The 25,036-nt window shown below is 66.4% G+C and carries 22 protein-coding genes; 7 read left to right on the forward strand and 15 right to left on the reverse strand.

Features of this window, described 5'->3' with window-relative positions:
• Positions 1-31: 31 nt before the first annotated feature.
• The 10 genes from ACSQ23_RS27165 to ACSQ23_RS27210 all read right to left on the reverse strand — a co-directional run bounded on the left by ACSQ23_RS27165 (position 32) and on the right by ACSQ23_RS27210 (position 10,009).
• Positions 32-913, reverse strand: coding sequence for an amidohydrolase family protein (locus ACSQ23_RS27165; RefSeq protein ID WP_436092547.1), 882 nt, complete (start codon positions 911-913; stop codon positions 32-34).
• Positions 914-920: 7 nt separating this feature from the next.
• A complete protein-coding gene (locus ACSQ23_RS27170; protein WP_055877009.1) occupies positions 921-1,226 on the reverse strand; it encodes an L-rhamnose mutarotase in 306 nt (101 codons plus the stop codon).
• Positions 1,227-1,243: 17 nt separating this feature from the next.
• Positions 1,244-2,035, reverse strand: a complete 792-nt coding sequence (locus ACSQ23_RS27175) for an IclR family transcriptional regulator (RefSeq protein ID WP_436092548.1) — start codon at positions 2,033-2,035, stop codon at positions 1,244-1,246.
• 431 nt (positions 2,036-2,466) lie between these two features.
• Positions 2,467-3,234 (reverse strand): ATP-binding cassette domain-containing protein, encoded by a 768-nt coding sequence (locus tag ACSQ23_RS27180; RefSeq protein ID WP_056003960.1) that lies wholly within the window; start codon positions 3,232-3,234, stop codon positions 2,467-2,469.
• 67 nt (positions 3,235-3,301) lie between these two features.
• The gene (locus ACSQ23_RS27185) at positions 3,302-4,282 is read right to left on the reverse strand and encodes a substrate-binding domain-containing protein (protein ID WP_436092549.1); all 981 of its coding nucleotides are present in this window, start codon (positions 4,280-4,282) and stop codon (positions 3,302-3,304) included.
• A 67-nt stretch (positions 4,283-4,349) separates the two neighbouring features.
• Entirely contained in the window at positions 4,350-5,381 is a 1,032-nt protein-coding gene (locus tag ACSQ23_RS27190) for an ABC transporter permease (protein ID WP_436092550.1), read from the reverse strand.
• Positions 5,381-6,061 (reverse strand): RraA family protein, encoded by a 681-nt coding sequence (locus ACSQ23_RS27195; RefSeq protein ID WP_244488570.1) that lies wholly within the window; start codon positions 6,059-6,061, stop codon positions 5,381-5,383. Before ACSQ23_RS27195 ends, ACSQ23_RS27190 begins: the two co-directional genes overlap by 1 nt.
• Positions 6,062-6,432: 371 nt before the next feature.
• Positions 6,433-7,470: a LacI family DNA-binding transcriptional regulator gene (locus ACSQ23_RS27200; protein WP_436092551.1), complete on the reverse strand. Its 1,038-nt coding sequence runs from the start codon at positions 7,468-7,470 to the stop codon at positions 6,433-6,435.
• 44 nt (positions 7,471-7,514) lie between these two features.
• Positions 7,515-8,411: an amidohydrolase family protein gene (locus tag ACSQ23_RS27205; RefSeq protein WP_436092552.1), complete on the reverse strand. Its 897-nt coding sequence runs from the start codon at positions 8,409-8,411 to the stop codon at positions 7,515-7,517.
• A gap of 8 nt (positions 8,412-8,419) precedes the next feature.
• Positions 8,420-10,009: a hypothetical protein gene (locus tag ACSQ23_RS27210; RefSeq protein WP_436092553.1), complete on the reverse strand. Its 1,590-nt coding sequence runs from the start codon at positions 10,007-10,009 to the stop codon at positions 8,420-8,422.
• A gap of 176 nt (positions 10,010-10,185) precedes the next feature.
• Here ACSQ23_RS27210 and ACSQ23_RS27215 point away from each other — a divergent pair, with 176 nt between their 5' ends.
• The 5 genes from ACSQ23_RS27215 (at position 10,186) to ACSQ23_RS27235 (ending at position 15,242) form a co-directional block, all read left to right on the forward strand.
• Positions 10,186-11,277 carry a Gfo/Idh/MocA family protein gene (locus tag ACSQ23_RS27215; protein WP_436092554.1) on the forward strand — a complete coding sequence of 364 codons (1,092 nt, stop codon included), beginning with the start codon at positions 10,186-10,188 and terminating at the stop codon, positions 11,275-11,277.
• 278 nt (positions 11,278-11,555) lie between these two features.
• Positions 11,556-12,842, forward strand: coding sequence for an ABC transporter substrate-binding protein (locus ACSQ23_RS27220; RefSeq protein ID WP_436092555.1), 1,287 nt, complete (start codon positions 11,556-11,558; stop codon positions 12,840-12,842).
• A 245-nt stretch (positions 12,843-13,087) separates the two neighbouring features.
• Positions 13,088-14,017: a carbohydrate ABC transporter permease gene (locus ACSQ23_RS27225; RefSeq protein ID WP_055877041.1), complete on the forward strand. Its 930-nt coding sequence runs from the start codon at positions 13,088-13,090 to the stop codon at positions 14,015-14,017.
• Positions 14,014-14,889, forward strand: a complete 876-nt coding sequence (locus ACSQ23_RS27230; RefSeq protein ID WP_436092556.1) for a carbohydrate ABC transporter permease — start codon at positions 14,014-14,016, stop codon at positions 14,887-14,889. Before ACSQ23_RS27225 ends, ACSQ23_RS27230 begins: the two co-directional genes overlap by 4 nt.
• On the forward strand, positions 14,886-15,242 hold the full coding sequence (locus ACSQ23_RS27235) for an L-rhamnose mutarotase (protein ID WP_436092557.1): 357 nt from the start codon (positions 14,886-14,888) through the stop codon (positions 15,240-15,242). Before ACSQ23_RS27230 ends, ACSQ23_RS27235 begins: the two co-directional genes overlap by 4 nt.
• A gap of 155 nt (positions 15,243-15,397) precedes the next feature.
• Here ACSQ23_RS27235 and ACSQ23_RS27240 read toward each other — a convergent pair whose 3' ends face one another.
• Positions 15,398-16,324, reverse strand: coding sequence for an IclR family transcriptional regulator (locus ACSQ23_RS27240; RefSeq protein WP_055877563.1), 927 nt, complete (start codon positions 16,322-16,324; stop codon positions 15,398-15,400).
• A gap of 174 nt (positions 16,325-16,498) precedes the next feature.
• On the opposite strand from ACSQ23_RS27240, the gene ACSQ23_RS27245 reads away from it, so the two are divergent.
• Positions 16,499-17,521: a succinylglutamate desuccinylase/aspartoacylase family protein gene (locus ACSQ23_RS27245; protein WP_436092558.1), complete on the forward strand. Its 1,023-nt coding sequence runs from the start codon at positions 16,499-16,501 to the stop codon at positions 17,519-17,521.
• Positions 17,518-18,456 carry a threonine ammonia-lyase gene (locus ACSQ23_RS27250; RefSeq protein ID WP_436092559.1) on the forward strand — a complete coding sequence of 313 codons (939 nt, stop codon included), beginning with the start codon at positions 17,518-17,520 and terminating at the stop codon, positions 18,454-18,456. Before ACSQ23_RS27245 ends, ACSQ23_RS27250 begins: the two co-directional genes overlap by 4 nt.
• A 163-nt stretch (positions 18,457-18,619) precedes the next feature.
• On the opposite strand, the gene ACSQ23_RS27255 is transcribed toward ACSQ23_RS27250, so the two are convergent.
• Genes ACSQ23_RS27255 through ACSQ23_RS27270 form a run of 4 tightly spaced genes read right to left on the reverse strand, consistent with a single transcriptional unit; the run spans position 18,620 to position 24,814 of the window.
• Positions 18,620-19,912, reverse strand: coding sequence for a class II D-tagatose-bisphosphate aldolase non-catalytic subunit (locus tag ACSQ23_RS27255; protein ID WP_436092560.1), 1,293 nt, complete (start codon positions 19,910-19,912; stop codon positions 18,620-18,622).
• The gene (locus ACSQ23_RS27260; protein ID WP_436092561.1) at positions 19,909-21,954 is read right to left on the reverse strand and encodes an ROK family protein; all 2,046 of its coding nucleotides are present in this window, start codon (positions 21,952-21,954) and stop codon (positions 19,909-19,911) included. Before ACSQ23_RS27260 ends, ACSQ23_RS27255 begins: the two co-directional genes overlap by 4 nt.
• Positions 21,954-22,814, reverse strand: a complete 861-nt coding sequence (locus ACSQ23_RS27265) for a transcriptional regulator (RefSeq protein WP_436092562.1) — start codon at positions 22,812-22,814, stop codon at positions 21,954-21,956. The genes ACSQ23_RS27260 and ACSQ23_RS27265 overlap by 1 nt, the downstream gene beginning before the upstream one ends.
• Entirely contained in the window at positions 22,814-24,814 is a 2,001-nt protein-coding gene (locus tag ACSQ23_RS27270; RefSeq protein WP_436092563.1) for a DUF5107 domain-containing protein, read from the reverse strand. The genes ACSQ23_RS27265 and ACSQ23_RS27270 overlap by 1 nt, the downstream gene beginning before the upstream one ends.
• Positions 24,815-25,036: the final 222 nt, after the last annotated feature.

Here is a 25,036-nt window from a genome sequence, read left to right on the forward strand (position 1 = left end):
TCTCCTGGTCGTCTTATGCGGTCGGGCGGCCTCAGCCCGGGATGCGGTAGAATTTTTGCGCGTTTTCACGGAACAACCCGGCGCGCTCGGCTTCGGAGGCGCCTTCGGTGATTTTGGCGAAGGCCTTCCACAAGGTCGGGAAATCGCTGGTCAGCTTGTCGACCGGGAAGTTCGAAGCGAACATCGCCCGCTCCGGACCGAAGATCTCGAGTGTCTCCAGCACCAGCGGGCGGAAGCTTTCGGTGGTCCATTGGCGATCGAGCATGCCGAGGCCGCTGATCTTGACCGCGATATTGGGGCGGGCGGCGAGTTCGCGCATCCCTGCCTTCCAGGCTTTCCAGCCGCTCAGGTCGCGGTCGGCCCACATGCCGGCGTGGTTGAGGATGATCTGGGTGTTCGACGCAACGCCGGCGAGTTTGGCCGCCTGCGCCATCTGGTGCGGGTAGAGCTGCAGGTCGAAGCTCAGGCCGCGGCGGCCCAGTTCCTGCAACCCGCCGATCCAGCCCGGCTCATCCATCAGGTCGCGGGTGATGTAGTTGAGCTTGGGATCGGCGTGCCGGTTCACCACCTGGCGGATGCCGCGCATGATCGGGAAGCCGGAATGGCGGTCGAGCAGGGCGCCGAAATCCGGCGAGGCGAGGTCGCCATGCGCCACCAGCACGATCGGTACGGGGCTGCGATCGGCCACCGCCTGCAGGGTTTCGCTTTCTTTCACCGGGTCGGTGGGGAAGGCCTCGACATGCACCGCGCCCACGATCTCGATCTCGTCGGCGCCTTCCTCGAGATATTCCTCGAGCAGGTAGCTGCGTGAGATCGCGGCATTGGCGCCGCCTTTGCCGGGCTTTTCGAAATGCGGGTAGATGCGGGTCCAGAGGTCCCACAGGTGGATATGCGGATCGACGACTTTCAGCATTTTGCCCTCAATCCAGCCGGAACATTTCTTCGACCGGCCAGGCTTTCGGCCGGGCGTCCTCATGGGTCTCCATGTGCGGCTCCATCCATTCCCACCACTTGAGCACCACCGGATCGACGCCCTCGGTCTGGCTCGGAGCGTTGTCTGGCTTTTCGAGGTAGGCAAAGAGCAGCAGGTCGTAGCGGTAGATGGTGTAGTTGGAGACGCCCTGGCTCTTCAGCAGCGCCACCATCTCGGGCCAGATCTCGTCGTGCTTGCGCTTGTACTCGGCTTCCTGGCCGGGCTTCAGCTTCATCACCCATGCGGATCGCATCGTCGTAAAATCCTCAGTCAGGTTGTTGATGTGGCCAGCGCCCGTTCGCCGGCCTGGTGCGGCGGCCACTGGCCGCCATAGCCGAGCCGCTTGCTGACGGTGCTCGCTGCTTCGTTCAGGAGATCGACCTGCGGCTGGATCGCCGCGCCGGGTGCCTTGGGAGCGGGGCCGGAAATCGACATGGCGCCGACCGGACGGCCGAGGCGATCGACGATCGGCACGCCGACGCAGAACACGCCGACCACCACTTCCTGGTTGTCGATCGAGTAGCCGCGCTTGCGGATGCGGGCGAGCTCGGCCCGCAGCTCGGTGGGGTCGGTGATGGTGTAGCGGGTGAAGGTGGTCATCGGCTGTTCCAGCACGCGCTGCTGGTCGGCCTCGCCGAGGAAGGCGAGGATCGCCTTGGCGCTGCCGCCGCAATAGAGCGGCCCGCGCGAGCCGATGCGCCAGTCGAGCTGCATCCCCTCATTGCCGCGCACCTTGTCGATGCAGACGCACCCTTCGCCGCTCAGCACATTGACGTTCACCGTCTCGCGGGTCTTTTCGGCGATGGATTCACAGAACGGCCGGGCCAGCCGCGGAAAGGCGACGCCATCGAGCTGCAGGTCGGTGATCGCCAGCAGCCGGTAGGACAGCTGCCAGCCGCCCTCGGCATTGCGCTCGACCACGCCTTCGTCGGCGAGGTCGATCAGCAGCCGATGCACCGAGCCGACCGGCAGGGCCAGTTGCTGGGCCACGGCGCGCACCCCGAGCCCGCCCTTGCGGGCAAGCAGGTCGAGAACCTGGATGGCGCGCTTGATGCTCGACATCTAGCGCACCGCGTTCCCGCGGGTGGTGTCGTCGATACATCGCTCGAGCAGCGTGTTCACAGTCGTGCCTACCGGACGTCAGGCAAACCTCCGGCGTTCACGCCCCCGCTCCCGCAGGTGCGTGCTGAACCGCACGGCTTGCCGCTGACCGGCCTCCCTCTCCTCAAGCCGCAGACCCCCGATTTTTGTTCCATGGGTGGAATGCAGCGTTCCAATAGTGAACGCCTTGAACGGGAGCGAGTCAACCGAGAACGGGCTACGACTTAGGTCGGGATGCGGGGTAAAGTCATGAAGTTATTGTATTATTCGAGCTGCGTGGCAGGGCGCGTTCGGCCATGTGGAACGGGTGTCTGATAAGCGTGGAACTGGCAGTCGGGATTCCCTCCCCCGCAGGCGGGAGAGGGAGTCCTGACTGCAAGCTTTGATGCACGTCAGCTCGCGACGGCCGGCTTGTGCAGCGACATCAGGAAGTCGGTGAGTTCGGTGTAGGTCAGCGACGAGGTCGGGGCATCGAGGGCGATTTCGCCGCGGTCGAGCACCACCAGCCGGTCGCAGACTTCGTGCACGTGGTGGATGTTGTGCTCGATATAGATGCAGCTGCGGCCGCCCGCCTTGATCGAGCGGATGAAGTCCAGCACCTTGTTCACTTCCTTCAGCGCCAGCGCCACCGTCGGCTCGTCGAGCACGATCAGGTCGCTGTCGAAATGCATGGCGCGGCCGATGGCGACGCCTTGGCGCTCGCCACCCGAGAGCCGGCTTACCGGGGTATCGACATCGATGCCGACGCCGCGAAAGCCGATAGTCGAGCGCATGATCTGGTTGGCGATCTTCTTTTCGGCCTTCACGTCGATGAAGCCGAAGCGGTTGGTGAGCGGCCGGCCGACGAAGAAGTTGCGCCATAGCGGCTGCTTCTCGCCCAGTGAAGAGTCCTGGTAGACGGTCTCGATCTTCAGCTTGTGGGCTTCCTTCACCGAGTAGCTCGCCGCATCGATCTTTTGGCCGCGCACATAGATGGTGCCGCTCGAAGGCTGCTCCACGCCGGTCAGCACCTTGATCAGGGTCGACTTGCCGGCGCCGTTATCGCCGATCAGCCCGACGATCTCGTTGGAGCCGATCTCGAGCGTGACGTTCTTCAGGCTGACGACCTTGCCGTACTGCTTGCGAACGTTCTCGAGCCGGACGATCGGGGTGGATGTCATTTCGTGGGTCCAATGCACAGGAGGTAGGGGAGTGGCGCCGCCGGGTCAGCAACGGCGCCACCGGGAGTTACCGGATGCCGGTTTTCACCAGGGCTTCCAGCGCCTCGACATTGTCCTTGGTCACCGAACCGCCGCCGGTGTTGAGGGTTAGGCCGGCGAGGCCGTATTTCTTCTCGAGTACGGCGGCGACCACCGGCATGAAGCCCTGCAGGTAGGGCTGCTGGTCGAGCACCACGGTGATGTAGCCGTCCTTCAAACCCTGGATGGCGCCGGCCGAGATGTCGAAGCCCGAGGCCACGACTTCGCCCGGTTGCTTGCCCGCGTCGGCGAGCACCTTGCCGAGGACCGCGGTGATGCCGCTATGGCCGGGGACGATGATCGCCTTGGTCTCCGGGTTGGCTTCGAGATAGGCGACCAGCACCGGCACCGAGAGCGAGGGGTCGGCCACGGCCTCGTTCGACCACTGCAGGGCGTCGAAGGCGATCTTGTTTTCGGTCAGCACTTCCGAGGTGCCCTTGGCGACGTCACTGCCTGGAGCCCCTTCGATGAAGGCGCCATAGACCACGACCTTGTCGCCTTCCTTGAGACCGCCCTTCTCGATGGTAAGGCTCGCGAGGTTCCGGCCGGCGCCGTAATTGTCGAGGCCGAAATAGCTCATCGAGGTGCCGGGCAGGGCGTTGTTGTTCGTCACCACGACGATGCCGGCTTCTTTCGCCTTGTTGATGAACGAGGTCATCGCGTCGGTACCGGGGTGACCCATGACGATGATGGCGTCGGGCGCGGCGGCGAGCGCCTCGTTGGCCTGCACCAGCATTTTCTGCGGGTCCCAGCCGGCATGCTGTTCCTTCAGGTCGACCTTGAGGATGCGGGCGGCGTCGCGGGCGCCGAGCTCACGGGCGAGCGTCGCGCTGTCGCCCGGGTTGCCGCCGAGCTGGAAGTAGATGGTCATGCCGCTGTCGACCGCTTCCTGGGCGGTGGCAGCGAGTGGGGCCGCGACCAGCGCAGCGCCCATGGCGAGGCCGGCGAGGCCTTTGAAAATAGACTTCATGATTGTTCCTTTCCCTATTTTTGTGGTCCCGACCGGAGCCTTAACCCCCGCCCCGGCCGGGCTGCTTTCACTGCCGCAGGCGCGAGCGCACGGACTTGATCAGAGGCACCTTGTCGGGGTCCTCGATGGCGGTGTTCATCACCACGGAGATGATGAAGACGAGACCGATGAAGAAGCGGGTCCAGAAGCCCTGCACGCCGCTGGCGACCAGACCGGCCTCGATGACGGCGACGATGAGCGAGGCGAACACCGTGCCCACCACCTTGCCGGAGCCGCCGAAGATAGAGGTGCCGCCGATAAACACGGCGGCGATCACGGTGAGCAGATACCCCTGGCCCTGCTGGTTGAAGTAGGTGGTGGTCTCAACGGTGAGGAAGACGCCGGCGAGCGCCGACAGGAACCCCATCAGGGTGAACAGCTTGATCTTCTCACGGTCGATCTGGATGCCGACGACCTTGGCGACCTTCAGGCTGTCGCCGATGAACAGGATGTTCTCGCCGAAGCGGTGACGGTTGAGCAGCTGCCAGACGAAGATCGAGATGCCGATGGCCCAGATCATCTGCATCGGCACGACGCCGCCGACGCGCCCGACCATGATCGACTGGATCAGCGTGCCATCGATCGCGGGGATGGCAACGGTCAGGCCGTTCGACACCACGGTCAAGAGGCCACCCCACAGGAACATCATGGCCAAGGTGGCGATCATCGAGGGGATGCCGAGCTTGGTGACCACGAGACCGTTGACGAAGCCCATGGCCGTGCCGGTCAGCAGTGCCGCGAGCAGCGCCAGCCAGGTCATGTCGTATTGCTGGAACAGGAAGGCGAAGACGTAGCTGGCGAACGCCACCACCGAGGGGAAACTGAGATCCATCTCCCCGGCGGTGGCCACCAGCGTCAGGCCGAGCGCGATGATCAGTGGCGGCGGCACCGAGGCCATGAAGCTCATATAGACGCGGTAGCCGAGAAAGGCCCGCGGTGCGGTGAGCATGAACACCACGATCAGCACCACGAAGACCAGGGCGGTGGCGGTGCCTTCGATCTTGAAGAAGCTCGCCACCGGGTTGGAGCGTGTTGGCGTTACATGGGCTCCGGCAGACATCAGAGCACCCCGTATCTGGCGTAGACGTCGCGCAGGAAGCCGCCGGCGCGCAGCTCGTTCATCGAATGGTGCTCGCCATTGACCTTGTCGAAGGCGCGTTTGAGCACTTCGGCTTCGACTGCCTGTGGCACCACGACGACGCCATCGGCATCGCCGAACACCAGGTCGCCCGGCTCGATCCGGACGCCATCGACGATCACCGGCACATCGACCGCCTGGATCTGGCCGCGGCCCTTGGAATCGAGCGGCGCGATGCCGGCATGGAACACCGGCAGCTGCAGCTCGCGGATGCCGAGGATGTCGCGCACGAAACCATCGGTGATGCATCCGGCAGCGCCGCGGGCATGGGTGGCGGTGGAGAGGAGGCTCCCCCAGGGCGCAATGCGCGAGGAGCCGCCGCAGGAGAACACCGCCACGTCGCCCGGCTTCAGGTCGTCGACGATGGCGATCTCGAGCTCGTAGGGGTTCGACCCCTCGGCGACGAACGGCACTTCCATGTACTGGCCGGTGCGCGCCCGGCCGCAGAGCTTCAGGCTCTCGTCGAGCGGCCGGATGCGCGGCGACATCGCCTGGTTCCAGATGCCGATGGCATCGAGCGCATCGCTCAGCACGGCGGAGTAGAGCTGTTGCCAGCCCTCCGGCAGCGGCGGGTTGTGGCGCGGGGTAAACTCGGAAGTCACGGGGATAACGCCCTTTCTAAGGAGGTTGATCGCGGCAGTCGGTGCAGCGGTACGTGTTGTCACATGTAACGTTAAATGTGGGAGGCGAGTCAAGCGGGGTTGTGAGGGGTGTGTCGCGAATGGCCAGTGAAGGCGCAGTCGGGATTCCCTCTCCCGCTTGCGGGGGAGGGGGAACCACGCGAAAGCGTGGTGGGAGGGGGGTGCCCCACGCACTGATCGTAGGCGGACGGGGCGCAGGACAGTGTTTGTGGCACCCCCCTCCCACCAGCCTTTCGGCTGGTCCCCCCTCCCCCGCAAGCGGGAGAGGGTGCGCCGACTGCCGGCGTCGCGGTTAGCCCGCGACCCCTGGCTGCGCGTTCAGCGCCCAGCCCTTACGTCGTAAACCCTGGGTCGAACACCACCGGCAGCACGTGGTCGGGATGGGCGAAGCTGCCGGATTTGAGGCGGGCCAGCATGGCTTCGCCGGCGCGTTCGCCGACGGCATAGGCGGGGGAGAGCACCGTGGTCATGTGCGGCCGGGCATAGCGATGCGCCTCGAAGCCATTGAAGCCGACGACCCTCACATCTTCGGGTACGCGCACCCCGCGATCGGTCAGCAGCAGCATCGCCGCGGTCGCCACCGGGTCGTTGGCGCCGACCACGGCGCCGGGCAGGGGGTGGCTGTCGAGATAGGCGGCAAACGCCGCCTGCACGTCGGCGAAGGACTCGCTGGCGGCCTCGAGCACCGTCACCTCGGCGGTGCTGCCGGCCGCGGCGATGCTGTCGCGGATGCCGGCGACGCGGTTCTCCACGGCGGGCCAGGGCTGGCGCGGAATCACCGCCAGGATTTCGGTCACCCGGCGGGCGAGGAGATGATCGCCGATCAGCCGGCCGCCGCCCCGATCATCCTGGCGCACCGTGCAGATATCGGCGCCGGCATCAGGCAGTTCCTGCTGGAACACCACCACCGGCTGGTTGAGATCGGCCAGCCGTTCGATCGCGGCGAGACGCTCAGGCTTCGGCCCGGAGATCATGGCGCAGAAGCCGGCGACCTCGAAATTGCGCATGATCATCGATTGCGCCAGCTCGGCCCCGGGCATGCCCTGGATGGTGAGGGTGTAATCGGCATGGTTCAGCACGTTGGCCAGCCCCGCCACCACCTGGCAGGTGAAGAAATCGGCGAGGAAAGCGGGGGATTCGTCGACGATCACCATGCCGATCGAGCGCTGCTCGGAGACGCGCAGGCTGCGGGCGTTGGAGGAGCGGCGATAGCCCAACCGCTCGATCTCGCGCTCCACCCGCTTCTTGGTGGCGGCGCTGACGAACTGCATGCGGCCATTGATGACGTTGGATACCGTCATCGGTGAAACCTCGGCGGCTTTCGCCACATCCTTGATGGTTGCCCGCGGCCGCCGCTCGTCACCGCTCATCGCGGAAATCACCTCATCGGAATACTGACGAGATACATATATCGTTACATCCCAATGCGATAGAGCCGGTTGGCATTCTTCCAGAAAACCGCCTCCGACTCCTCATCGGAAAGCGCCTTGAGGATCAGCTTGAAGGCCCCGTAGGCCTGGTCGAACGTTGCGGCCAGACCGAGTACCGGATGGTCGCTCCCCAGCATGGTGCGGTCGGCGCCGAAGGCTGCGAGGCAATCGAACACAACGGGGCGTAGACTGTCGAGGCTCCAGTTCGGGTCGTAGGCCACGAGGTCCGAGACCTTAATCGCGACGTTCGGGGCGCTGGCGAGAGCGGTGAGCCCGGCCCGCCAATGCGCCATGCCCTCATCGGTGCGATCGAAGGGCGAGCCGCAGTGGTTGATGATGAAACTGAGGTTTGGGAAGGCCCGCGCCAGCTGCAGCGCCTCGGCGGCCTGCCAGGGCGAGATCATCAGGTCGAAGGACAGCCCGAGCGTATCGAGGTGCCTGAGCCCCGCCTGCCAGGCCGGGCTGCTCATCCGGTGGCGGTCCCGGGAGAACGAGCGCGCCGGATCGGGGTGCCAGCTGAGGATGTCGCGGATGCCGACGACCTTGCCGTGCGCGGCGTAGCGCTCGAGGATATCAGGCGTCTCGGGCGCGTCGAGGACGGCGGTGCCGACATAGCGGCGCGCCATCCAGTCGGGTTTTTCGAGCGCATCGAGCCAGCTGAGTTCGGCGAAGGGTTCGCCCGGCTCCCAGCCGGCTTCGACATGCACGGTGCCGACGATGTTGTAGCCGGAGGTATCGCGCAGATAGTCGGCCGGCAAGCAGCTCTGAGCCAGCACGCCCGTGGCGCCGCGCAGCCAGGGGTGCTTGTCGAGCGAGCGGTCGAACAGATGGTGGTGCGGGTCGATGATCGGCCCGGTGTAAAGTCCGTTGGCGTCGCGCATCGGTTCGGTCAGCGTCCCATATAGCGGCGGCGGCTGATCTGCTCGCCCAGCGTCAGCCAGCGGCGGGCGGGCTCACCGTCCAGCAATGCCATGATCTTGAGCGCTTCGCCCTGCAATTCGGTGAGGCGCGCCACCGGCAGCGTCTGGTTGGCATCGACTTCCTCGGCGATGGCGATGAAGCGCTCCGCCTGCTGCTGGCCGCCGAGCCGCGGCGCCAGTTCGCTGGCGACGAAGTCGTCCCAGCGCAGCGTCGGGTCCCAGCCGAAGCGTGAGAAGGCGAGATAGCTGAGTTCGACCGTGGCGGTGTAATCCGACGGCTCGCCCCAGACGGTCAGTCCCTCCATGCCGAGCTCGCGGCCGCGAACCGACATATCGGCGAAGGTTTTCGCATTGAAGGCATAGCGCTCGGTGCGCTCGTCGCCGTTCCACTGGCAGGCGAACTGGCAGCGCAGCACGTTGGGCTGGGTGGGGAGGCCTTGCACATAGTCGGTCGCCAGCTCGGTGCGGAGCCGCTTCCAGAAGCTGCGATTGGCGGTGTGCTGGTAGATGGCGCCTTTCGGCAATCGGTGCTGCGCTTCGGTCGCCACCGGATCGAGCAGGTTGTCCCACTGCATCTCGCAATAGATCCAGAGGTCGGGGCGTTTGGCCTTGGCGGCGCGATAGAGCCGCGGGAAGTTCTCGGCCATGTCGGTATGGGACCAGGAATCGCCGTGGTCATCCTTGCGGCGCGCCGCTTCGGCATCATTGGCGCGGCGGGCGACGCAGCGCTCGCAACCGCAGACGCCATAGTCGCCGCTCTCGATGTTGATGCCGCCGATCTCAAAGGTTTCGGCCAGCCAGGCGACGGCTTCTTCCATCCATTCGATCACCTCGGGGGCGCTCGGGCAGGCGCTGACGGTGTAATCGGAATGTGGGAAGTTGAGCGGGAAGGCGAGGTCGGTGATCTGGAAGCCGACATCCTTCTCCATCTTGGCCGCATGCTGCGGGTTGGCCTTCAGCCAGGTGTAGAGGTTGTACTTGTGCTTGCCCTCCCAATAGACGCCGCCATAGGCGCCGATGGCGATGCCGGGGATGATGCGCACCCCGCGCTCATTGCCATAGCGGCAGAGCTCCTTGGCCGCTTCGATGCCGCCATGGCTGTCGCGCAGGAAGCCATAGACAGTGATGCCACCAATACGGTTGACCGAGCAGAAATCCACCAGCCGTTTGTAATCGGCAAGGAAGCCGCCGGGCGGCTTCTGGAACGGGTTGAAGACGCCGATCTCCTGCTGGCCGATCTGCGACAGCTCCCAGTTGGTCGAGTGATCCCAGGTCCAGAAGGTGCGATAAGCGAGGCCGGGTTTGCCGGTGACTGCGCTGGCCCAGGCGGCAAGATCGAGCCTGCCGGCCGAGCGTTGGATGATCTCCTCGACGCCATAGATGACGCCGGAGAACGGGCCGCCCGATATTTCGAGGGTGCCGTCGCGCGTCGCGATCGCGAATTCGCCCTCGGCCAGCGCGGGATCAAGCACCAGCCGCACGTTCGGCAACTCGGCGCCGAAGCTTTCGCGCAGACGTCGCGCCGCGTGTGGGTGATGGTCCTCGCCGTCGATGGCCATTGCGTGAAATCCTCCCGTTGGTGGTCGTCTGGACCTGCCGCAGCATGGCAGCGATCCTTGACAGAGTTAAGCAGCGCTTCTATCAAATATCAACATCAACTATCGCCAGTGATAATTGACGCGTTCGAACCGAGCCTGTTTCCGGGCCTCTGCAGCGACCGCGTGATGGAGACCTCATGACCTCGACGACGCTCCCCGCTGCCCTTGCCGACCTGCAGCAGGTCTGGCCGATGCCGAGCCGGCCGCGGCCGATCACCATTATCGGCGCCGGCGGCATCGTCCGCGACGGGCACCTGCCGGCCTACCGGAAAATGGGCCTGCCGGTGGCCGGGATTTTCGACGTTAACCCGGAGACGGCGAAGGCTCTGGCTTCCGATTTCGGCGTCGAGGTTGTGCATCCGACCCTCGAGGATGCGATCGCCGCCTGCGGGACGGACGGGATTTTCGACCTGGCGCTGCCGCCGGCGGTGCTGCTCGGGACGGTCGAGCAACTGCCCGCCAACAGTGCGGCCCTGCTGCAGAAGCCTTTGGGACCGGATCTCGCGACGGCGCGCAAGATCGTTGCGGCGATCGACCAGCGTTCGATCACTGCGGCCACCAATTTCCAGCTGCGCTTCACCCCGTCGATGCTGGCGATCCGCGATGCGGCGCGCAAGGGCCTGTTGGGTGAGATCGTCGAGGTCGAGGTGCGGCTCGCCGTCTATATGCCGTGGGAACTCTGGAGCTTCATTCCGCATCTCGATGCGGTGGAGATCCCGCTGCACTCGATCCACTATATGGACTGGATCCGTTCGCTGCTGGGCGAGCCCGAGAGCGTCTATGCCAAGGCGGTGAAGCACCCGCGCTACCCGACGCTGGCCGATGCGCGCTCTTCGATCATCCTCGATTATGGCGACCGGGTGCGCTGCGCGCTGTCGCTCAACCACACCTATAATTACGGCCCCGAGCATATCGAAGCGACGATCCGGGTCGAGGGCACGGCGGGCTGCGCCCACCTCACCGTCGGCTACCTCGTCGACTACGTGAAGCCGGTGCCCGAGACGCTGGAAATGACCGTGACGGGCGTGCCGTGGACGGCGGTGCCGCTGGTCGGCGGCGAGCGGGTGCCCGACGCCTTCGGCTTCGTCATGGCGAACCTCCAGCGCTTCGTCGCCGGTGAGGACCAGGTGCTCGACACCGATGTGCATGACTCGATCAGGACCATGGCGCTGGTCGATGCGGCGCTGAAGTCGAGCCGACAGGGTGGGGTAGTGCCGGAGGTGGTGTGAGGGCGCGGGGCTGGTGCGAGCTTGCTTGGGCGAAGAACGCCAGCCCGCACCGGCTCAACCAGTCAAACCGCAGCAGACTTTTGTATAAGAAATTACACTTTCATATTGGAAACTTGTCGTGCTAGCGTCAGGGCACTGACACGGGACGTGGAGATGCGCGTCCGAGGGGTGTGTCGATGGGGTGATCGGGGTGGCGGGGCGCCTTCCCGGCGCCTGCAGGGGATAACGGCGTGACGGGCCTCGGGCCGGCGCCGGGCATCAGAGGAAGGGATTTTCAGATGAGAGTTGTTTCGAAAGCGGGCTGGCGCATTGCGGCCGGCGCCGTGGCGTTGACGACGATGATGGGGCCGGCGCTGGCGCAGGATGTCACCACCATTCGCGTGCTCAACTGGCAGCCGGGCGGTCCGGATTACTGGACGCAGCTCGTCGCGGCGTTCGAGAAGGCCAACCCGGATGTGAAGGTCGAGCTCGAGACCGTGCCGTTCGATCGCTATCCGAGCGTCCAGGGCCCTTACATCGCGACGAAGAGCGGCCCCGATGTGATGGAGAACAATGCCGGCCTCGAGCTGTTCGATCGGCGCAGCGCCTATGTGCAGCTGCCCGAGGATGTGCTCGCCGCGGCTGATGATCTCATCACCTATTCGGGCGGCTGCCTCAACTACGACACCACCCAGCCCTGCTACGGCCTGCCGTTCGGCTACCAGGGCAACGTGATGTACTACAACAAGGCGGTGCTCACGGCAGCCGGGCTCGATGCGGCCAACCCGCCCAAGACCTGGGACGAGATGGATGCCGCCTGCACGGCGGTGAAAGCCATCGGCAAGACCTGCCTCGCGCACGGCATGACCGGCGTGTTCCCGGCCTACTGGAACTTCCCGGAAGTGGCGCGCAACTTCCTCACCGAGGACGACATGCGCGCCATCATGGCGGGCAAGCTCCCCTGGACCGACCCCAAGATGGTGTCGATCCTCGAAGCCATGGCCTCGATCGGCACGACGCGCGGCTGGATCAACTCGAGCTCGCCGTCGATCTCGATGCTGCCCGATGGGGCCGATATCTTCCAGAGCGGCAACGCCGCTTTCGCCTCCACCATCATCGCCGATGCGGTGAACTGGGCGGCGTTCGGCGCGGCCCTGGGCGATGAGAATGTCGGCGCCATGAGCTGGCCGGTGCTGGTGGCCGATGCGCCGCTGGCCCATAGCTTCAGCGGTACCGAAAGCTCGGTGTTCGGCGTCACGCCGTGGAGCACCAAGCAGGAAGCGGCCTTCAAGTTCGTGAAGTTCGTCGCCGGGGCCGAGAACGCCAACCTCCTCGCCAGCGTCGCGGGCGGCATCTCGCTCAACAAGAATGTCGACCCGAACGCTTTGCCAAAGTCGCAGGCGCTGGCGCAGATCCAGGAGATCATCAAGACGCCGACCCTGCATGTCGGCGTGCTGCTCTCCGGCCAGGAAGCCGACGCCCTGGCGCGCGGCTGGCAGGAAGTGACGCTGGGGACGCTCAGTGTGGCCGACTGGACGGCGCAGATGCAGACCGCACTCGAGGAGAGCCCGAGCAAGGCGCAGTAAGGGGCTGGTAAGTGGGCCGGGGCCGCTGTGTTGGCCCGGCCCTCACCCCACCCACCAGCTGTCATCCCAGCGAAAGCTGGGACCCAACTATCAGCTGGTGCGGGCTGTGAAATGGATCCCTGCTTTCGCAGGGATGACAGCCGGTGGGTGGGCTGGGGATGAGCCCACTACAGGCAGTTGCAGTCCAACCAACGACCTTCGGAGCCGGCTACCCGGCTCCGTCTTCCCAGGCCTTCGGACATTCCATGACCCAGATCCACCAGTCATCGAGCAGCGGCCTGACGCGGGCGAAAAAACGGCGGATGCGGCCGGAGCTGATCCTCGGCATCGCGCTGGTGGTGCCGGGCATTGCGCTGGCGGTGGTCTTCAAGCTGGTGCCGCTGGTCCGGGCGTTCATCCTCAGCCTCTACCATACGCGCGGCTTCGAGGAGCCGAAGTTTGCCTTCCTCGCCAACTACGCCTCGATGTTCAAAGACCCGGTGTTCGTCACCTCGTTCAAGAACGCGGCCTTGGTGTTCGTGACGCTGCCGGTATGGATCTTCCTGCCGCTGGTGCTGGCGCTGTTGATCTTCCAGCGCTCGCCGGGCTGGAAGCTGTTTCGCGCGGTGTATTTCCTGCCCTACATGATCGCGCCGATCGTGGTCGGCATCATGTTCCGGCAGATCCTCGCGCCCGATGGGCCGCTCAATGCCTTCCTGATTTTCATCGGCCTCGCGCCGCTCGCCATCGAGTGGCTGAACGGGGCGACGAGCGCGCTGTTCTCGCTGACCGCGGTGGCGCTGTGGAGCTTTTTCGGGCTCGGGGTTCTCACCTATCTCTCGGGGCTTTCGACCGTCCCCGACGAGGTGATCGAGGCGGCGCGGCTCGATGGCGCCGGGTTCTGGCGGCTGCTGATCGAGATCGTGACGCCGCTCTTGAAACCGGTGATCGGCTACTGGACCGTGCTCTGCACCTCGTCGATGCTGATCTGGATGTTCCCGCTGATCTATGCGCTGACGCGTGGCGGGCCGGGCAGCGCCACCATGCTGCCCGAATACCTGGTGTTCACCACCACCTTCGAGTTCCTCAATCGCGGCAAGGGCGCGGCCATCGGCATGGCGCTGTTCGTGTTCGCTGCCATCGTCTCGGCCTTCGTGGTCCGGCGCATGTATGCCGAAGGAAAGGCCAGCAAATGAGCCTGGTTTCCGACGCCGCCACCGCTGAAGTCGCGCCGGGCAGCAACCCGTTGGTTCGCAGCATCGTCAAGTGGCTGGTGACCTTCATCCTCGTGGTGGTGGCGGTGGTGGCGCTTTACCCGCTGGTGTTCACCGTCCTCAACTCGCTGAAAACCCGCACCGGCTATGCTCAGAACCCGCTCGGGCTGCCGCTCGACATCAGCTTCGAGAACTATGCCGAGACGTTCGTGCGCATGGATGTGCCGCGGCTGTTGTTCAACAGCATCATCACCACCGGTGGCGGGCTGCTGCTCTCCACCGTGGCGGCTTTGTTCATCGCCTATGCGGTGACCAAGCTCCGCATCAAGGGCGGCAACCTGATCTTTCTGTTCATCATCGCCATGCTGGTGATCCCCAGCCAGGTGGTAATCTATCCGCTCTACGAGACCATCCTCGATCTGGGGCTGGGCGGCACCTACCAGGGGCTGATCTTTTCCTACGCGGCGTTCGGGCTGCCGATCAGCACCTACATGCTGGCGGCGTTCTTCCGCGCCATTCCCGATGAGCTGATCGAGGCCGCCCGCATCGACGGGGCAGGGGAGCTGCGCATCCTGTTCCAGATGATGCTGCCGATCTCGACCCCGGCAATCGCGGCGCTCTCCATTCTCAACTTCGTCTGGATGTGGAACGACCTGTTGCTGCCGCTGGTGATCATGGGTGGTTCGGACAAGACCACCTTGATGGTCGGGGTGGCGCTGCTCTCGGGCCAGTATGACGTGTCGATTCCGTTGATCAGCGCCGGTTTGATCGTTGCGTTGCTGCCGGTGATGATCGTCTACTTGCTGTTCCAGCGGCAGATCCTGTCGGGCGCGCTGGCGGGGGCGGTGAAATGACGGCTCGCGATACGGCGCCAGGTGAGGCGTTCCTCTACATCTACCGGCTGAAGCCCGGCATGGGCCCGGCCTATGACGAAAAGCACCGCGCGGTGTGGCCGGAGATCCTCAAGCTGATCGATGCGGCCGGGATCTATGACTACCAGATCTGGCGGCACGCGGAGATCGTCGTCTGCCGCATGCGGGCCCGTGACGGATTTCGTGCTGCGTCGGCGGCGACTGCCGTGTCGGACGTGCAGCGGGCCTGGACGGCTTCGATGGCGGATATCTTCCTCGAGATCGGCGATGCCGCGGGCGAGCCGTTGTGGCTCAACGAGGTGTTCGCGCATCGGGTCGGGGAGACGACGCGATGAGCATTGCTGCACACACCAGCCTCTCCGTGATCCTCCCCCGCGCGGCGGGGGAGGGGGACCGCCGAAGGCGATGGAGGGGGCGGCAAGACTCTCCGGCTTGGGCTCCCCCCTCCACCAGCTTCGCTGGTCCCCCTCCCCCGCCACGCGGGGGAGGATTAAGTCGGCCGCGCCGGCGGGCGTTTTTCCCTGATCGGAGCCAGCGGAAAACTCGGCTCGATCAGCGTGCCGTCGAACAGCTGGGTGATGGCCTTGGCGGCCGCGAACTGGGCGCGGCTTGCCGTTTCCAGCGACACCCGCTCCTTGCTCGAGGGCAGATACGGCATGGTCAGCACAGCCAGCGCGTGGCCGTTGGCGTCGAGGATCGGGAAGCTCACATCGGTGATGCCCTGCAGGCCTTCGCCGGCGATGATTTCGTAGCCGGTGCGGTGCAGCGTTTCGACCCGGCGCTTCAGCGCCACCATGTCGGTTTCGGGCGCGGTGCGCTCGATCTCGGCCATCACCCAATCTCTAATCGCCGGCGGCTGGAAGGCCAGCAGCAGGCGGCCCGAAGCGGTCGAGGCGGCCGGGTTCTGGGTGCCGACGCGGAGGCGGAAGCCGAGCGGGGCGGGGCTATCGACCTGCGCCACGACGCGGATGGCGAGCCGGTCGAGAATGGCGATATGCAGCGCCTGATAGGCGGCGATCGAGGTCGAGTACATGATCGGCAGCGCCGCATCGAGCAGCCGGCGCATCGGCGGATACTGGTTGGCCAGCACGTGCAGGTGGTTGGAGAGGAAGAACCCATCCTCGCCCGGCCGCCGCTGGATGTAGCCGCGGCGCTCGAGCGCCATCACCACGCGGTAGACTTCCTGCAGCGAGCGGCCGAGCAGCTGCGCGATCTCACTCTGGGTGATGCCCTTCGACTGCGTCGCGAGGAGCTCGATCACGTCGAGCCCCTTTTCCAGCGCCGGCACGCCATAGGCGAGCTTGTCGCCGGCGTCGGCGGTCTTGTCGGCGGCTTTGGTCGCCGGCTTCGCGCGCGCTGCCTTCACGGGCTTTTCGGGCGTCATCGCTGCCGCGGCAGGGCGTCCGGTTCTGGCCATTCAATTGGTCTCCCTCGGCATTCTGGTGGCAGAGCCGATGCTGCAGCGCAAGAGCCGGGACGGCACGGCGTACGGCGCATCGACTATCACAAGAGAACGTAGACTATCACCTGTAAAATTTGTCCAGGCTTTCGCGGCCGTGGGCAACCCCGACATCACGACCAAGAGCAAAACATGGACCGCAACATTTCACAGAAGCTGGCCACCGCGACGGTGGACTTCGACAAGCCGGGCAAGCAGGTCGGGTTTTTCCACATCCCGCTGTCGGTGCATGACGATGCCTGGGGCGTGGTGCCGGTGCCGGTAGCGGTGATCAAGAATGGGGTGGGCCCGACGGTGATCCTCGAAGGCGGCAACCATGGCGACGAATATGAAGGCCCGATCACGCTGGGCGAGCTGATCCGCGAGCTCGACCCGGCCGATGTACAGGGCCGGCTGATCTTCATTCCGGCGATTAACCTGCCGGCCGTGAACGCGGCGCGGCGCACTTCGCCGATCGACGAAATCAACATGAACCGCACCTTCCCGGGCGATCCGCTCGGCACCACGACGCGGCAGATCGCGGCTTATGTGAACGACGTGATCTTCCCGATGGGCGATGTGTTCATCGACCTCCATTCGGGCGGCTCGTCGCTCGATATCATCCCGAGCTCGGTGATCGAGCCGGGTGCGACGCCCGAGCAGCATGCGGCCAATGTGGCGGCGGCCAAGGCATTCGGGACTGAGATCGCCGTGGTGATCGACAATCGCGGCGACCCGCGCACTGCCACCGCTTCGGCGGCGCTGCAGGGGATGACGGTGATCGGCACCGAGATGGCCGGCGGCGGCACGGTATCGGTCGATGCGCTGGCGCTCTGCCGGCGCGGCGTGCGGAACGTCCTGGCGCATCTGGGGGTGCTGCCGGCGCGGATGGCGAGCCCGGTGGCGGCCGAGCCGAAACTTTATGATCTCGGCCCCAAGGCGCATGTGATCGCCGAGGATGACGGGGTGTATGAGCCGCTGCACAAGCTCGGCACGGCAGTGGAGGTAGGGCAACTGGCCGGCCGCATCCATTTCCTCGCCAATCCCGGCCGGACACCGGTTGAACTGCACTACCGGGCGAGCGGCATTCTCTATGGTCGTCGCCAGCCGGGCCGGGTGCGGCCGGGCAATTGCTGCTTCGTCGTCGCCTCGCCCTACACGGCGCCCGCAGCATGATCACCCTGGCCGATATCAACGCTGCCGCCACGCGCATCGCGCCGCATGTGCGGCGCACCCCGACCATCGAAGCGCGGGCTCTGTCCGCGCCGATCACGCCGGCAAAGCTGTCGCTGAAGCTCGAGAGCCTGCAGGCGACCGGTTCGTTCAAGGCGCGCGGCGCCACCAACAAGCTGCTGTCGCTGCCGCCCACAGCCTTGCAGCGCGGCATCGTCACCGCCTCAGGCGGCAATCACGGGCTGGCCGTGGCGCGGGCGGCGAAGCTCGCCGGGGTGACGGCGACGATTTACGTGCCCGAGAACATCACGGCGGCGAAGGTCGAAAAGCTGAAGCGCTGGGGCGCGACGGTCGAGATCACGGGCGCGGTGTGGAACGAGACCAACCTCCACGCGCTCGCCTTCGCCGAAACCCATGGCGCGGCGTATTTCCACCCCTTCGCCGACGCGGCGGTGATGGCCGGACAGGGGACGGCGGCGCTGGAGCTTTTGGCCGATGTGCCCGATCTCGACGTGGTGCTGGTCGCCATCGGCGGCGGCGGGCTGGTCTCGGGCATGGGCGTGGCGATAAAGGCGCTGAAGCCATCAGTGAAGATTATCGGCATCGAGCCCGTGGGCTCGCCGACACTCAAGGCCTCGCTCGATGCGGGGCACGTGGTGCGATTGACGGAGGTGACGAGCCGTATCGCCACGATGAGCTGCGCCGAGACCGACCCGCAGGTGTTCGACGTGGTGCGGTCGGTGGTCGACGACGTGGTGCTGCTCAGCGACGAAGACATGCTGGAAGCCAGCCGCTGGCTGTGGTTCGAGCTCGGCATTGCCGCGGATCTCAGTGGGGCTGCGGCAGTGGCGGCGCTGATGACCGGACGGGTGGCGTATGGCGCCGGGGTTTCGGTCGGGGCGCTGGTGTGCGGGGCCGGGCCCGAGGGGATTGCTTAACGGCTCGTCGCTGCTGCCGCTGGTGGCTGTGGACCCCCACCCCTGTCCCCTCCCCGCAAGGGGGAGGGAGACCCTCACACGGGCATATCAGTCTGCGTCTCCCTCCCCCTTGCGGGGAGGGATCAAGGGTGGGGGTCAGCGCGCACCGGCGGAAGTGTTGGGCTTACGTCGCCACCCCGATACACGCGAAATACGGCACCAGCGCCGTCTGCACCTCGGCGTAGATCAGCGCTCTGGCCCAATCCGGCGACCGAGATTCCAGCCGCTCGGCTCGCGCGATCACCTCCGGCGCGAAGTACTGCTCGAGCAGCGGCGCGGGCGGTTTGGCCGTGCCCAGTGCCGCCAGCAATTGCCCGACGGCCGCCGTCGCCTGTGGCTGGGCCCAGTAGTAGCGGATGCGGTCGGCGTAGCTGAAGTGGCGGAGCAGTTTCAGCGTCGCGGCGTCGCCGGCATAGTGCTTGGCCCAGTTCTTGGGGTTGTCCAGCATCAGTGCTTCCATCACCGGGGCGATGGGCTGGCGGTCGGCGTCGGGCGCCAGCCAGCTTGCGACGCCGTCGAGGGCGTAGATGGCCTGGCGGTAGGCGAAGGTGAGGGCGGGGCCGACCTTCAGCACGGCGAAGTGGCGCTGCGCCAAAGCCGGGAAGACGTCCGGATACTGGTAGTCGGTGGAGTGCGCCTCAAAGCTCAGCCCGTCATGGCCGTCGAGCACCGGCGACAGCAGGTCGGGCGACGTGGTGTCGAAGCGGTGGATGTGGTCGGGGGCGAACTCTAAGCCCGGTTGCACCACGAGGCCGACGGCGCGCTGCCAGGCACTGTGCTCGAGCCCGAGCGCGGCGAAGGCATCGCGATGCGCTGCGATGGTGGCGCGGGCATTGGCCGGCTCGGTGGGCGCGATACCGATGGGACCTTCCTCGGCGCGGGCGCCGCCGGGGGGCGGCACTTCGGTGCCGAACATGTAGCTCAGCGTGGTCGGATCGGTGGTGGCGGCTTCGCAGATCGCGGCGAGGTCGGCGGCGCGGGCCGCGCTCAGCGCATCGCCGACCGCGGCGGGCTCGCCGGCGCAGCCTTCCGAGCAATCGAGATGGATCTTGGTGAAGCCGGCTTTCACATAGGCGGCGACGAGATCGCGGGCATTGGCCATGGCGATATCAGCCGGCTGGTCGCGCCAGGCTTGCGGGCCGAGGTGATCGCCGCCGAACAGCACGCGGCTGGCGTCGACGCCGCTGCGCGCGGCGATCCCGCGGACGAAGCTGATGAAGTCCGGTGGCGTCATGCCGGTATAACCGCCGAACTGGTTCACCTGATTGCTGGTGGCTTCGATCAGCAGCGGCACGTCCCATTCATCGGCGAGCAGCAGCGAGGCGGCGAGCACGTCGGGATGGGCGGAGCAGACCGAGGGCAAGGCCTCGCCGGAGCCGTTGCGGTTGCGGGTGATGAGATCGCGGAGTTCCCTCATTTGCGAGCTCCCGCCACCAGCATGGCGGCGCCGCGGACGCCACTGGCATCGCCGAAGCGGGCCGTGGCGAAGGCCGGCTGGCGCACCCCCGGCAGCATCTTGGGCGCGAAGACCCGCGACAGCTCGGTGACGAGGCCATCGATATTGGAGAGGCCGCCGCCGATCACCACGCAATCGGCGTCGATGGTGAGCTGGATGGTGTGGACCAGCTCGCCGAGGATATCGAACCAGATGTCGAGCACCTGGCGCATCGCGGCATCGCCGGCGGCGGCGCGGGCGACGATGGCGGCGGAGTCGACCGTCTCGCCGGTGAGGTGTTTGGCGATGCGGCCCATGCCGGGGCCGGAGAGCAGCGTCTCGTAGCAACCGGTGCGGCCGCAGCCGCAGGCGACGATCGGCAGGTTGTGCCGCTGCACCAGTTCGGCGGGGAGGCCGAAATGGCCGACTTCACCGGGCAGACCGTTGTGGCCGACGACGAGCTTGCCATCGACCGTGACGCCACCGCCGGCGCCGGTGCCGAGGATCAGGCCGAACACCGTGCGATAGCCCGCCCCGGCGCCACCATTGGCTTCGGAGAGGGCAAAGCACTTGCAGTCGTTTTCGACCGGAATGGCGCGGCCGATGCGGGCCGAGAGATCGGCGCTGAGGGTGTGGCCAGTGGCCGGCACGTTCGAGGTCATCGAGATGCCGGTGGCCGGATCGATCAACCCGGGAAGGCCGACGCCGAGCTGCACCTTGGTGCCGCTCACCTGGTCGAGCCAGCCGACGGCGCCCTCAAGCGCCTGCAGCAGCTCTTCGTAACTGCCCTTGGCGGTGGGGAAGCGCTGGCGCTCGATGACGTCCAGTTTGTTATCGAACAGCCGCGCCTCGATCTTGGTGCCGCCGACATCGAGGGCCCCGAACAGCTGCGGGCCAGTCGCGGGCAGCGGGTAGAGCTTCACCCCGGCGACAACGCGGGTGAGGTTGCCCGAGGCGAACGGGTTGTCGACGGTGAGGCCCAGCTTGTGCGACCAGATCACCGACAAGAGCTGCGCCACCATGACGTAGAGCACCGACGACCAGGCGTCGGTGCCGACCGACGGCACCGGAATATCGGCGCCCGCGGCGGGGTCGCCGAGCCGCAGCACCACATCGGCGCCGAACTGCGCCGCGACCTCGGTGGCGAGGTCGGTGTCGTAGCGGCGGGTGTGCGGGTCGGAGGAGAGCAGCACGAAGACCCGCGTCCGGCCATTGGTGATGGCCTTGGGGCCGTGGCGGAAGCCGAGGGTCGAATCCCATGACGTGGGGATCTGGCCGGCCGCCAGTTCCAGCACCTTCAGCGCGCTCTCGCGCGACGAGCCGGTGAGCGGGCCCGAGCCGAGGAACACGGCGCGTTCCGGCATGGGCAACGCGATCAGCCGCTCCAACTGCCCGGCGAGCAGCGCCTCGGCGCCGTCGGCCAGCCGGGCCATGAGCTCGGCGATCGGCGCCGGCGGGGCGGGGTCGAAAACGGCGAGCGCCGTCAGCAGCATGGTAGTGTAGCTCGACGTCATGGCAAAGCCGCTGTCGTCGGTTTCGGGTGGGAGCACGATGTTGCGCAGCTCGCCTGGGCCGGCATTGTCGGTGCGGGCCAGCGCGCTATTGGCGTTGCAGGTGATGTGCAGGCGATCGGCTTCCGGTGCGTGCGCAGCCAGAAGGTCGAGCGTGCCGATGGTCTCGGAACTGTTGCCGCTGCGGCCGAACGACACCACGAGGAGCTTTATGCCGGGCCTGAGGTAGTTGCGTGGCGCGGCGATCAGGTCGGTCGAGGGGATGGCGCGGAAGCGGATGGGGCCGGGCGCGGTGTTGAGGTAGCTCGCCAGCGTCTCGCCGACAAAGGCCGAGGTGCCGGCGCCTGAGAACCACACTTCATCGGGACGGCGCTCGGCGATCCAGGCCTTGATCTCGGCGGCGATGGTCGCAAGATGCGGGCCGAAGCTGCGCCAGATCGCCGGCTGGCGCTTGATCTCCCGGGTGGTGGCCCAGCGGTCGAGGTCGGTGGCGGGAAATGCGGCGTTGGTCATCAGGTGCTTCCTTCCGGCTCGACCCGGTGAACGGCGACGCCATGCTGCTCGAGCAGGGCGGCGGTGTCATCGGCAAGGCCAGTGTCAGTGATCACGGCGTGGATACGGTCGGGCTCGCAGATCCGGTGCAGGGCCGGAGCGCGGAATTTGGTGGAATCGGCAAGGACGATCACCCGCTGGCTGACGGCCACCATGGCGGCGTTCTGGTGCGCTTCGGCCTCGTTGAAGGTCGAAAGCCCCAGCACCGGGTCGATGGCGTCGGCGCCCAGATAGATGGTGTCGAAGCGCATGCCGCCGAGCGTGCTCTCGACCATGCGGCCGGAAAGCGAGTTGGATTCGAAGCGCACCGTGCCGCCGGGCAGCATGACGGTGTGCTGGCTGGCGCCGCGGAACGCCTCGGCGATGTTGAGGCCGGTGGTCATGATCACCAGCGGGTTGGCCGCCCTGAGGTTCTCGGCGAAGAGCTGGGTGGTCGAACCGGAATCGATGATGATCGAGCGATCGTCGCCGACCAGTGACAGGGCGAAACGGGCGATGGCGCGCTTGGCGCCGAGGTTCACCACCGCCTTGTCGCTGACGCCGGGGTCGATGAACGCCCCTTGTGCCTCGCGGGCCAGCGACATGGCCAGCGCAATGCGGAAATCCGGCAGGCCCTTGAAGCCGAACTGGCGACAGAAGCGCAGCACGGTGGGTTCGCTCACCCCGGCGGCGCGAGCGATCTCCTGCAGCGGCTCGCGGATGAAGGCCTCGGGCGAGGCGAGCAGGTACCCGCCCACCAGCTGGAACGCCTTGTTGTAGCCGCCGAGCCCCAGCGAGATCGACTGGATCAGCGTGGGGGCCGTGGGCTCCAATGCCGCCATTACTTCACCTCGTCGGCGGCCCGCATGCGGAAGTTGAGATGCGCCGGCACCGGATGCTGCTTCAGCCGCTCGGCCAGCTCGGCCGGCGAGGGGGCGCGCTTCAGCGCCTGCTGCAGGCGGCCGCGCTGCAAGGCAACCCAGAGCTCATCGAGCAGGTTCTCGCCTTCGCGCACCGTGGCGAAGTGGCGGTCGAGCAGCCGTTCCAAGAGGTCGAAATCGCCCTCCGACGCCGCGACCATGGCACGGCCCAGATGCACGCGCTCATCGGTGAGCGCTGAGGCTGGAAGGCCGGAGGCAAAGGCGCGCAACCGCTCGAGCCGGCCGTGCTTGACCAGGAGGCTCACGATCTCGGCGGCGAGCGCCGGCGGCGCATCGCCGCTGGCCCAGGCAGCGAGATAGTCGCGATCGGCGGCATCGGGGTCGCTGGTGACCAGGGCGCGCTGGCGGCGGCCGAGCCAGGTGGGCTTGAGTGCAATGGAGCGTTCGAACAGGGCGCGCGCCGCATCACGATCGCCATTGTCGAGCGTCGCGATGCCGAGCAGCAAGGCGTGGAGCCAGGTCTCGCCCTGCTTGTCGCGGCTCTTTTCGAGCGCCGCCACCCAGAGGGGCGAGACGGCGAAATCGGCCGGCACGCGCTTGAGGCTGGCCTCGGAGAAGCGGCCGGTGGTCGCGAGCTCATCCCAGCAATCGGTCGGGTGCGGCACGGCGAAATCGAGGCCCTGGGCGAGCGGCTTGCCGGTGAGTTTTTCCTGCCGCCCACCCCACGGCGAACCGTCGCTCAGGCGCCGGGTCAGCGGCTGGCGCGACACTGCCGTGAGGAAGGCGTCGACATCGGCGAGCTCGGTCGCGGGGAAGCGGGTGTCGATCGCCCTGGCCGCAGCGCCGACGGCGCGCTGGTAATCGGCAGCATGCACGTCCGCGGGGTCGACGCTCAGCGCGCCATAGACCTCGGTCCAGTGTACTTCGCTGTTGGGCTGCAATTCGAAGCGCTGGTTCTGCGTCGGGGCGATGCCGCTCTGGATTTCGATGTAGTCGCCCTCACCGGGCTTGGCCAGGTAATCCATCCACTGCTGGCCGCCGGCGCCGGTGCCGAAATAGAAGAATTTGCGGCCCTTGAGCGCCGAGGTGGCGGTCTGCGCCAGGCCGACGCCATCGGCATCGAGCCCGGCAATGAACAGCCGCTCGGCATCGGGCTTCCTGAAGAACACCGAGGTCGAGTCGCGCCATTTGTCCGGATAGGAGCCGTCGAAGCGATCGGGATCGGGGAAAGGGAAGCGGGCCAGCTCGTTATTGGGCAGCACGTGCTCGATCGAGTAATCGGCGGGAGCGAGGACGCGCATGCCCTTCGACATCGGCGCCGCCACATTGGTCCACCAATAGGCGAGCTTCACTGCATCGGTATTGTTGACGATGCGGCCATGCACATAGAGCCGGTCGTCGTCATCGGGCAGGAACAGGTCGATCTGCCAGGTGGCTTCGACGATGCGGTCGAACTCGTAGATGCGCAGCACCGGGCCGCGGTCGGTCTCGATGATGCCGGCGAACACCTGGGCGGTGGTGAAGGGGGTGTGGCCGGGGATCAGGCCGTTCCACTCGATGCCGCCGGAGAACCAGGCGTTGAGCGCGGCGAGGTTGGCCGGCTGGAATACCGGATTGGTGAACACCAGGTCGCGGCCGAGCTTCAGGTCGCGCAGCTCCATCAGGCGCCCGCCATATTGCGGCGCCACCGAAACGCGCAGCCGCCCGTTCTCCAGCGTCACCAGCGGCATCTCACCCGGCTCCTGCGAGCGATCGTAATCGTCGTAGACGCGGTAGGGCAGGATCGAATCCTTGCCCCAGTTGAAGCCGTGGGCGTTTTCCTCATCGGTGAGGCCACGATTGGGCGGGGTGTTCTTGTCGAGGGTGGGCTGCTGCCAGCGGAAGCGGGGCAGGGTGCTCGGCCCGCCCAGGTTCGACATCGGCAGTTGGCGCGACGTTCTGGTGATCTTGGTCTTGGTCATTGGCGCCTCCCGGTCGTGCAAGCGCGGCGAAAGTATACGGTGTTTGTAGTTTTGCAACATCGATGTTTGTGAAACTACATTGTTTGGCGTTGGCACCGGCCGTGCCGTGATCCTCCCCCGCGTGGCGGGGGAGGGGGACCGCCAAAGGCGGTGGAGGGGGCGGCAAGAGTCTCAGGCTTTGGCTCCCCCCTCCACCAGCTTCGCTGGTCCCCCTCCCCCGCC

Origin of the sequence: Devosia sp. LjRoot16 (assembly GCF_964252795.1) — a bacterium.
Lineage (GTDB): Bacteria > Pseudomonadota > Alphaproteobacteria > Rhizobiales > Devosiaceae > Devosia_A.

What these genes read in the sequence shown, in the direction of transcription:
- ACSQ23_RS27170 (WP_055877009.1), bottom strand. Translation starts at nt 1,226, where the DNA reads ATGCGATCCGCATGGGTGATGAAGCTGAAGCCCGGCCAGGAAGCCGAG.
- ACSQ23_RS27260 (WP_436092561.1), bottom strand. Translation starts at nt 21,954, where the DNA reads ATGACCAACGCCGCATTTCCCGCCACCGACCTCGACCGCTGGGCCACC.
- ACSQ23_RS27215 (WP_436092554.1), top strand. Translation starts at nt 10,186, where the DNA reads ATGACCTCGACGACGCTCCCCGCTGCCCTTGCCGACCTGCAGCAGGTC.
- ACSQ23_RS27230 (WP_436092556.1), top strand. Translation starts at nt 14,014, where the DNA reads ATGAGCCTGGTTTCCGACGCCGCCACCGCTGAAGTCGCGCCGGGCAGC.
- ACSQ23_RS27250 (WP_436092559.1), top strand. Translation starts at nt 17,518, where the DNA reads ATGATCACCCTGGCCGATATCAACGCTGCCGCCACGCGCATCGCGCCG.
- ACSQ23_RS27270 (WP_436092563.1), bottom strand. Translation starts at nt 24,814, where the DNA reads ATGACCAAGACCAAGATCACCAGAACGTCGCGCCAACTGCCGATGTCG.
- ACSQ23_RS27265 (WP_436092562.1), bottom strand. Translation starts at nt 22,814, where the DNA reads ATGGCGGCATTGGAGCCCACGGCCCCCACGCTGATCCAGTCGATCTCG.
- ACSQ23_RS27200 (WP_436092551.1), bottom strand. Translation starts at nt 7,470, where the DNA reads ATGAGCGGTGACGAGCGGCGGCCGCGGGCAACCATCAAGGATGTGGCG.
- ACSQ23_RS27225 (WP_055877041.1), top strand. Translation starts at nt 13,088, where the DNA reads ATGACCCAGATCCACCAGTCATCGAGCAGCGGCCTGACGCGGGCGAAA.
- ACSQ23_RS27235 (WP_436092557.1), top strand. Translation starts at nt 14,886, where the DNA reads ATGACGGCTCGCGATACGGCGCCAGGTGAGGCGTTCCTCTACATCTAC.
- ACSQ23_RS27205 (WP_436092552.1), bottom strand. Translation starts at nt 8,411, where the DNA reads ATGCGCGACGCCAACGGACTTTACACCGGGCCGATCATCGACCCGCAC.
- ACSQ23_RS27240 (WP_055877563.1), bottom strand. Translation starts at nt 16,324, where the DNA reads ATGGCCAGAACCGGACGCCCTGCCGCGGCAGCGATGACGCCCGAAAAG.
- ACSQ23_RS27175 (WP_436092548.1), bottom strand. Translation starts at nt 2,035, where the DNA reads ATGTCGAGCATCAAGCGCGCCATCCAGGTTCTCGACCTGCTTGCCCGC.
- ACSQ23_RS27180 (WP_056003960.1), bottom strand. Translation starts at nt 3,234, where the DNA reads ATGACATCCACCCCGATCGTCCGGCTCGAGAACGTTCGCAAGCAGTAC.
- ACSQ23_RS27245 (WP_436092558.1), top strand. Translation starts at nt 16,499, where the DNA reads ATGGACCGCAACATTTCACAGAAGCTGGCCACCGCGACGGTGGACTTC.
- ACSQ23_RS27185 (WP_436092549.1), bottom strand. Translation starts at nt 4,282, where the DNA reads ATGAAGTCTATTTTCAAAGGCCTCGCCGGCCTCGCCATGGGCGCTGCG.
- ACSQ23_RS27220 (WP_436092555.1), top strand. Translation starts at nt 11,556, where the DNA reads ATGAGAGTTGTTTCGAAAGCGGGCTGGCGCATTGCGGCCGGCGCCGTG.
- ACSQ23_RS27255 (WP_436092560.1), bottom strand. Translation starts at nt 19,912, where the DNA reads ATGAGGGAACTCCGCGATCTCATCACCCGCAACCGCAACGGCTCCGGC.
- ACSQ23_RS27165 (WP_436092547.1), bottom strand. Translation starts at nt 913, where the DNA reads ATGCTGAAAGTCGTCGATCCGCATATCCACCTGTGGGACCTCTGGACC.
- ACSQ23_RS27190 (WP_436092550.1), bottom strand. Translation starts at nt 5,381, where the DNA reads ATGTCTGCCGGAGCCCATGTAACGCCAACACGCTCCAACCCGGTGGCG.
- ACSQ23_RS27210 (WP_436092553.1), bottom strand. Translation starts at nt 10,009, where the DNA reads ATGGCCATCGACGGCGAGGACCATCACCCACACGCGGCGCGACGTCTG.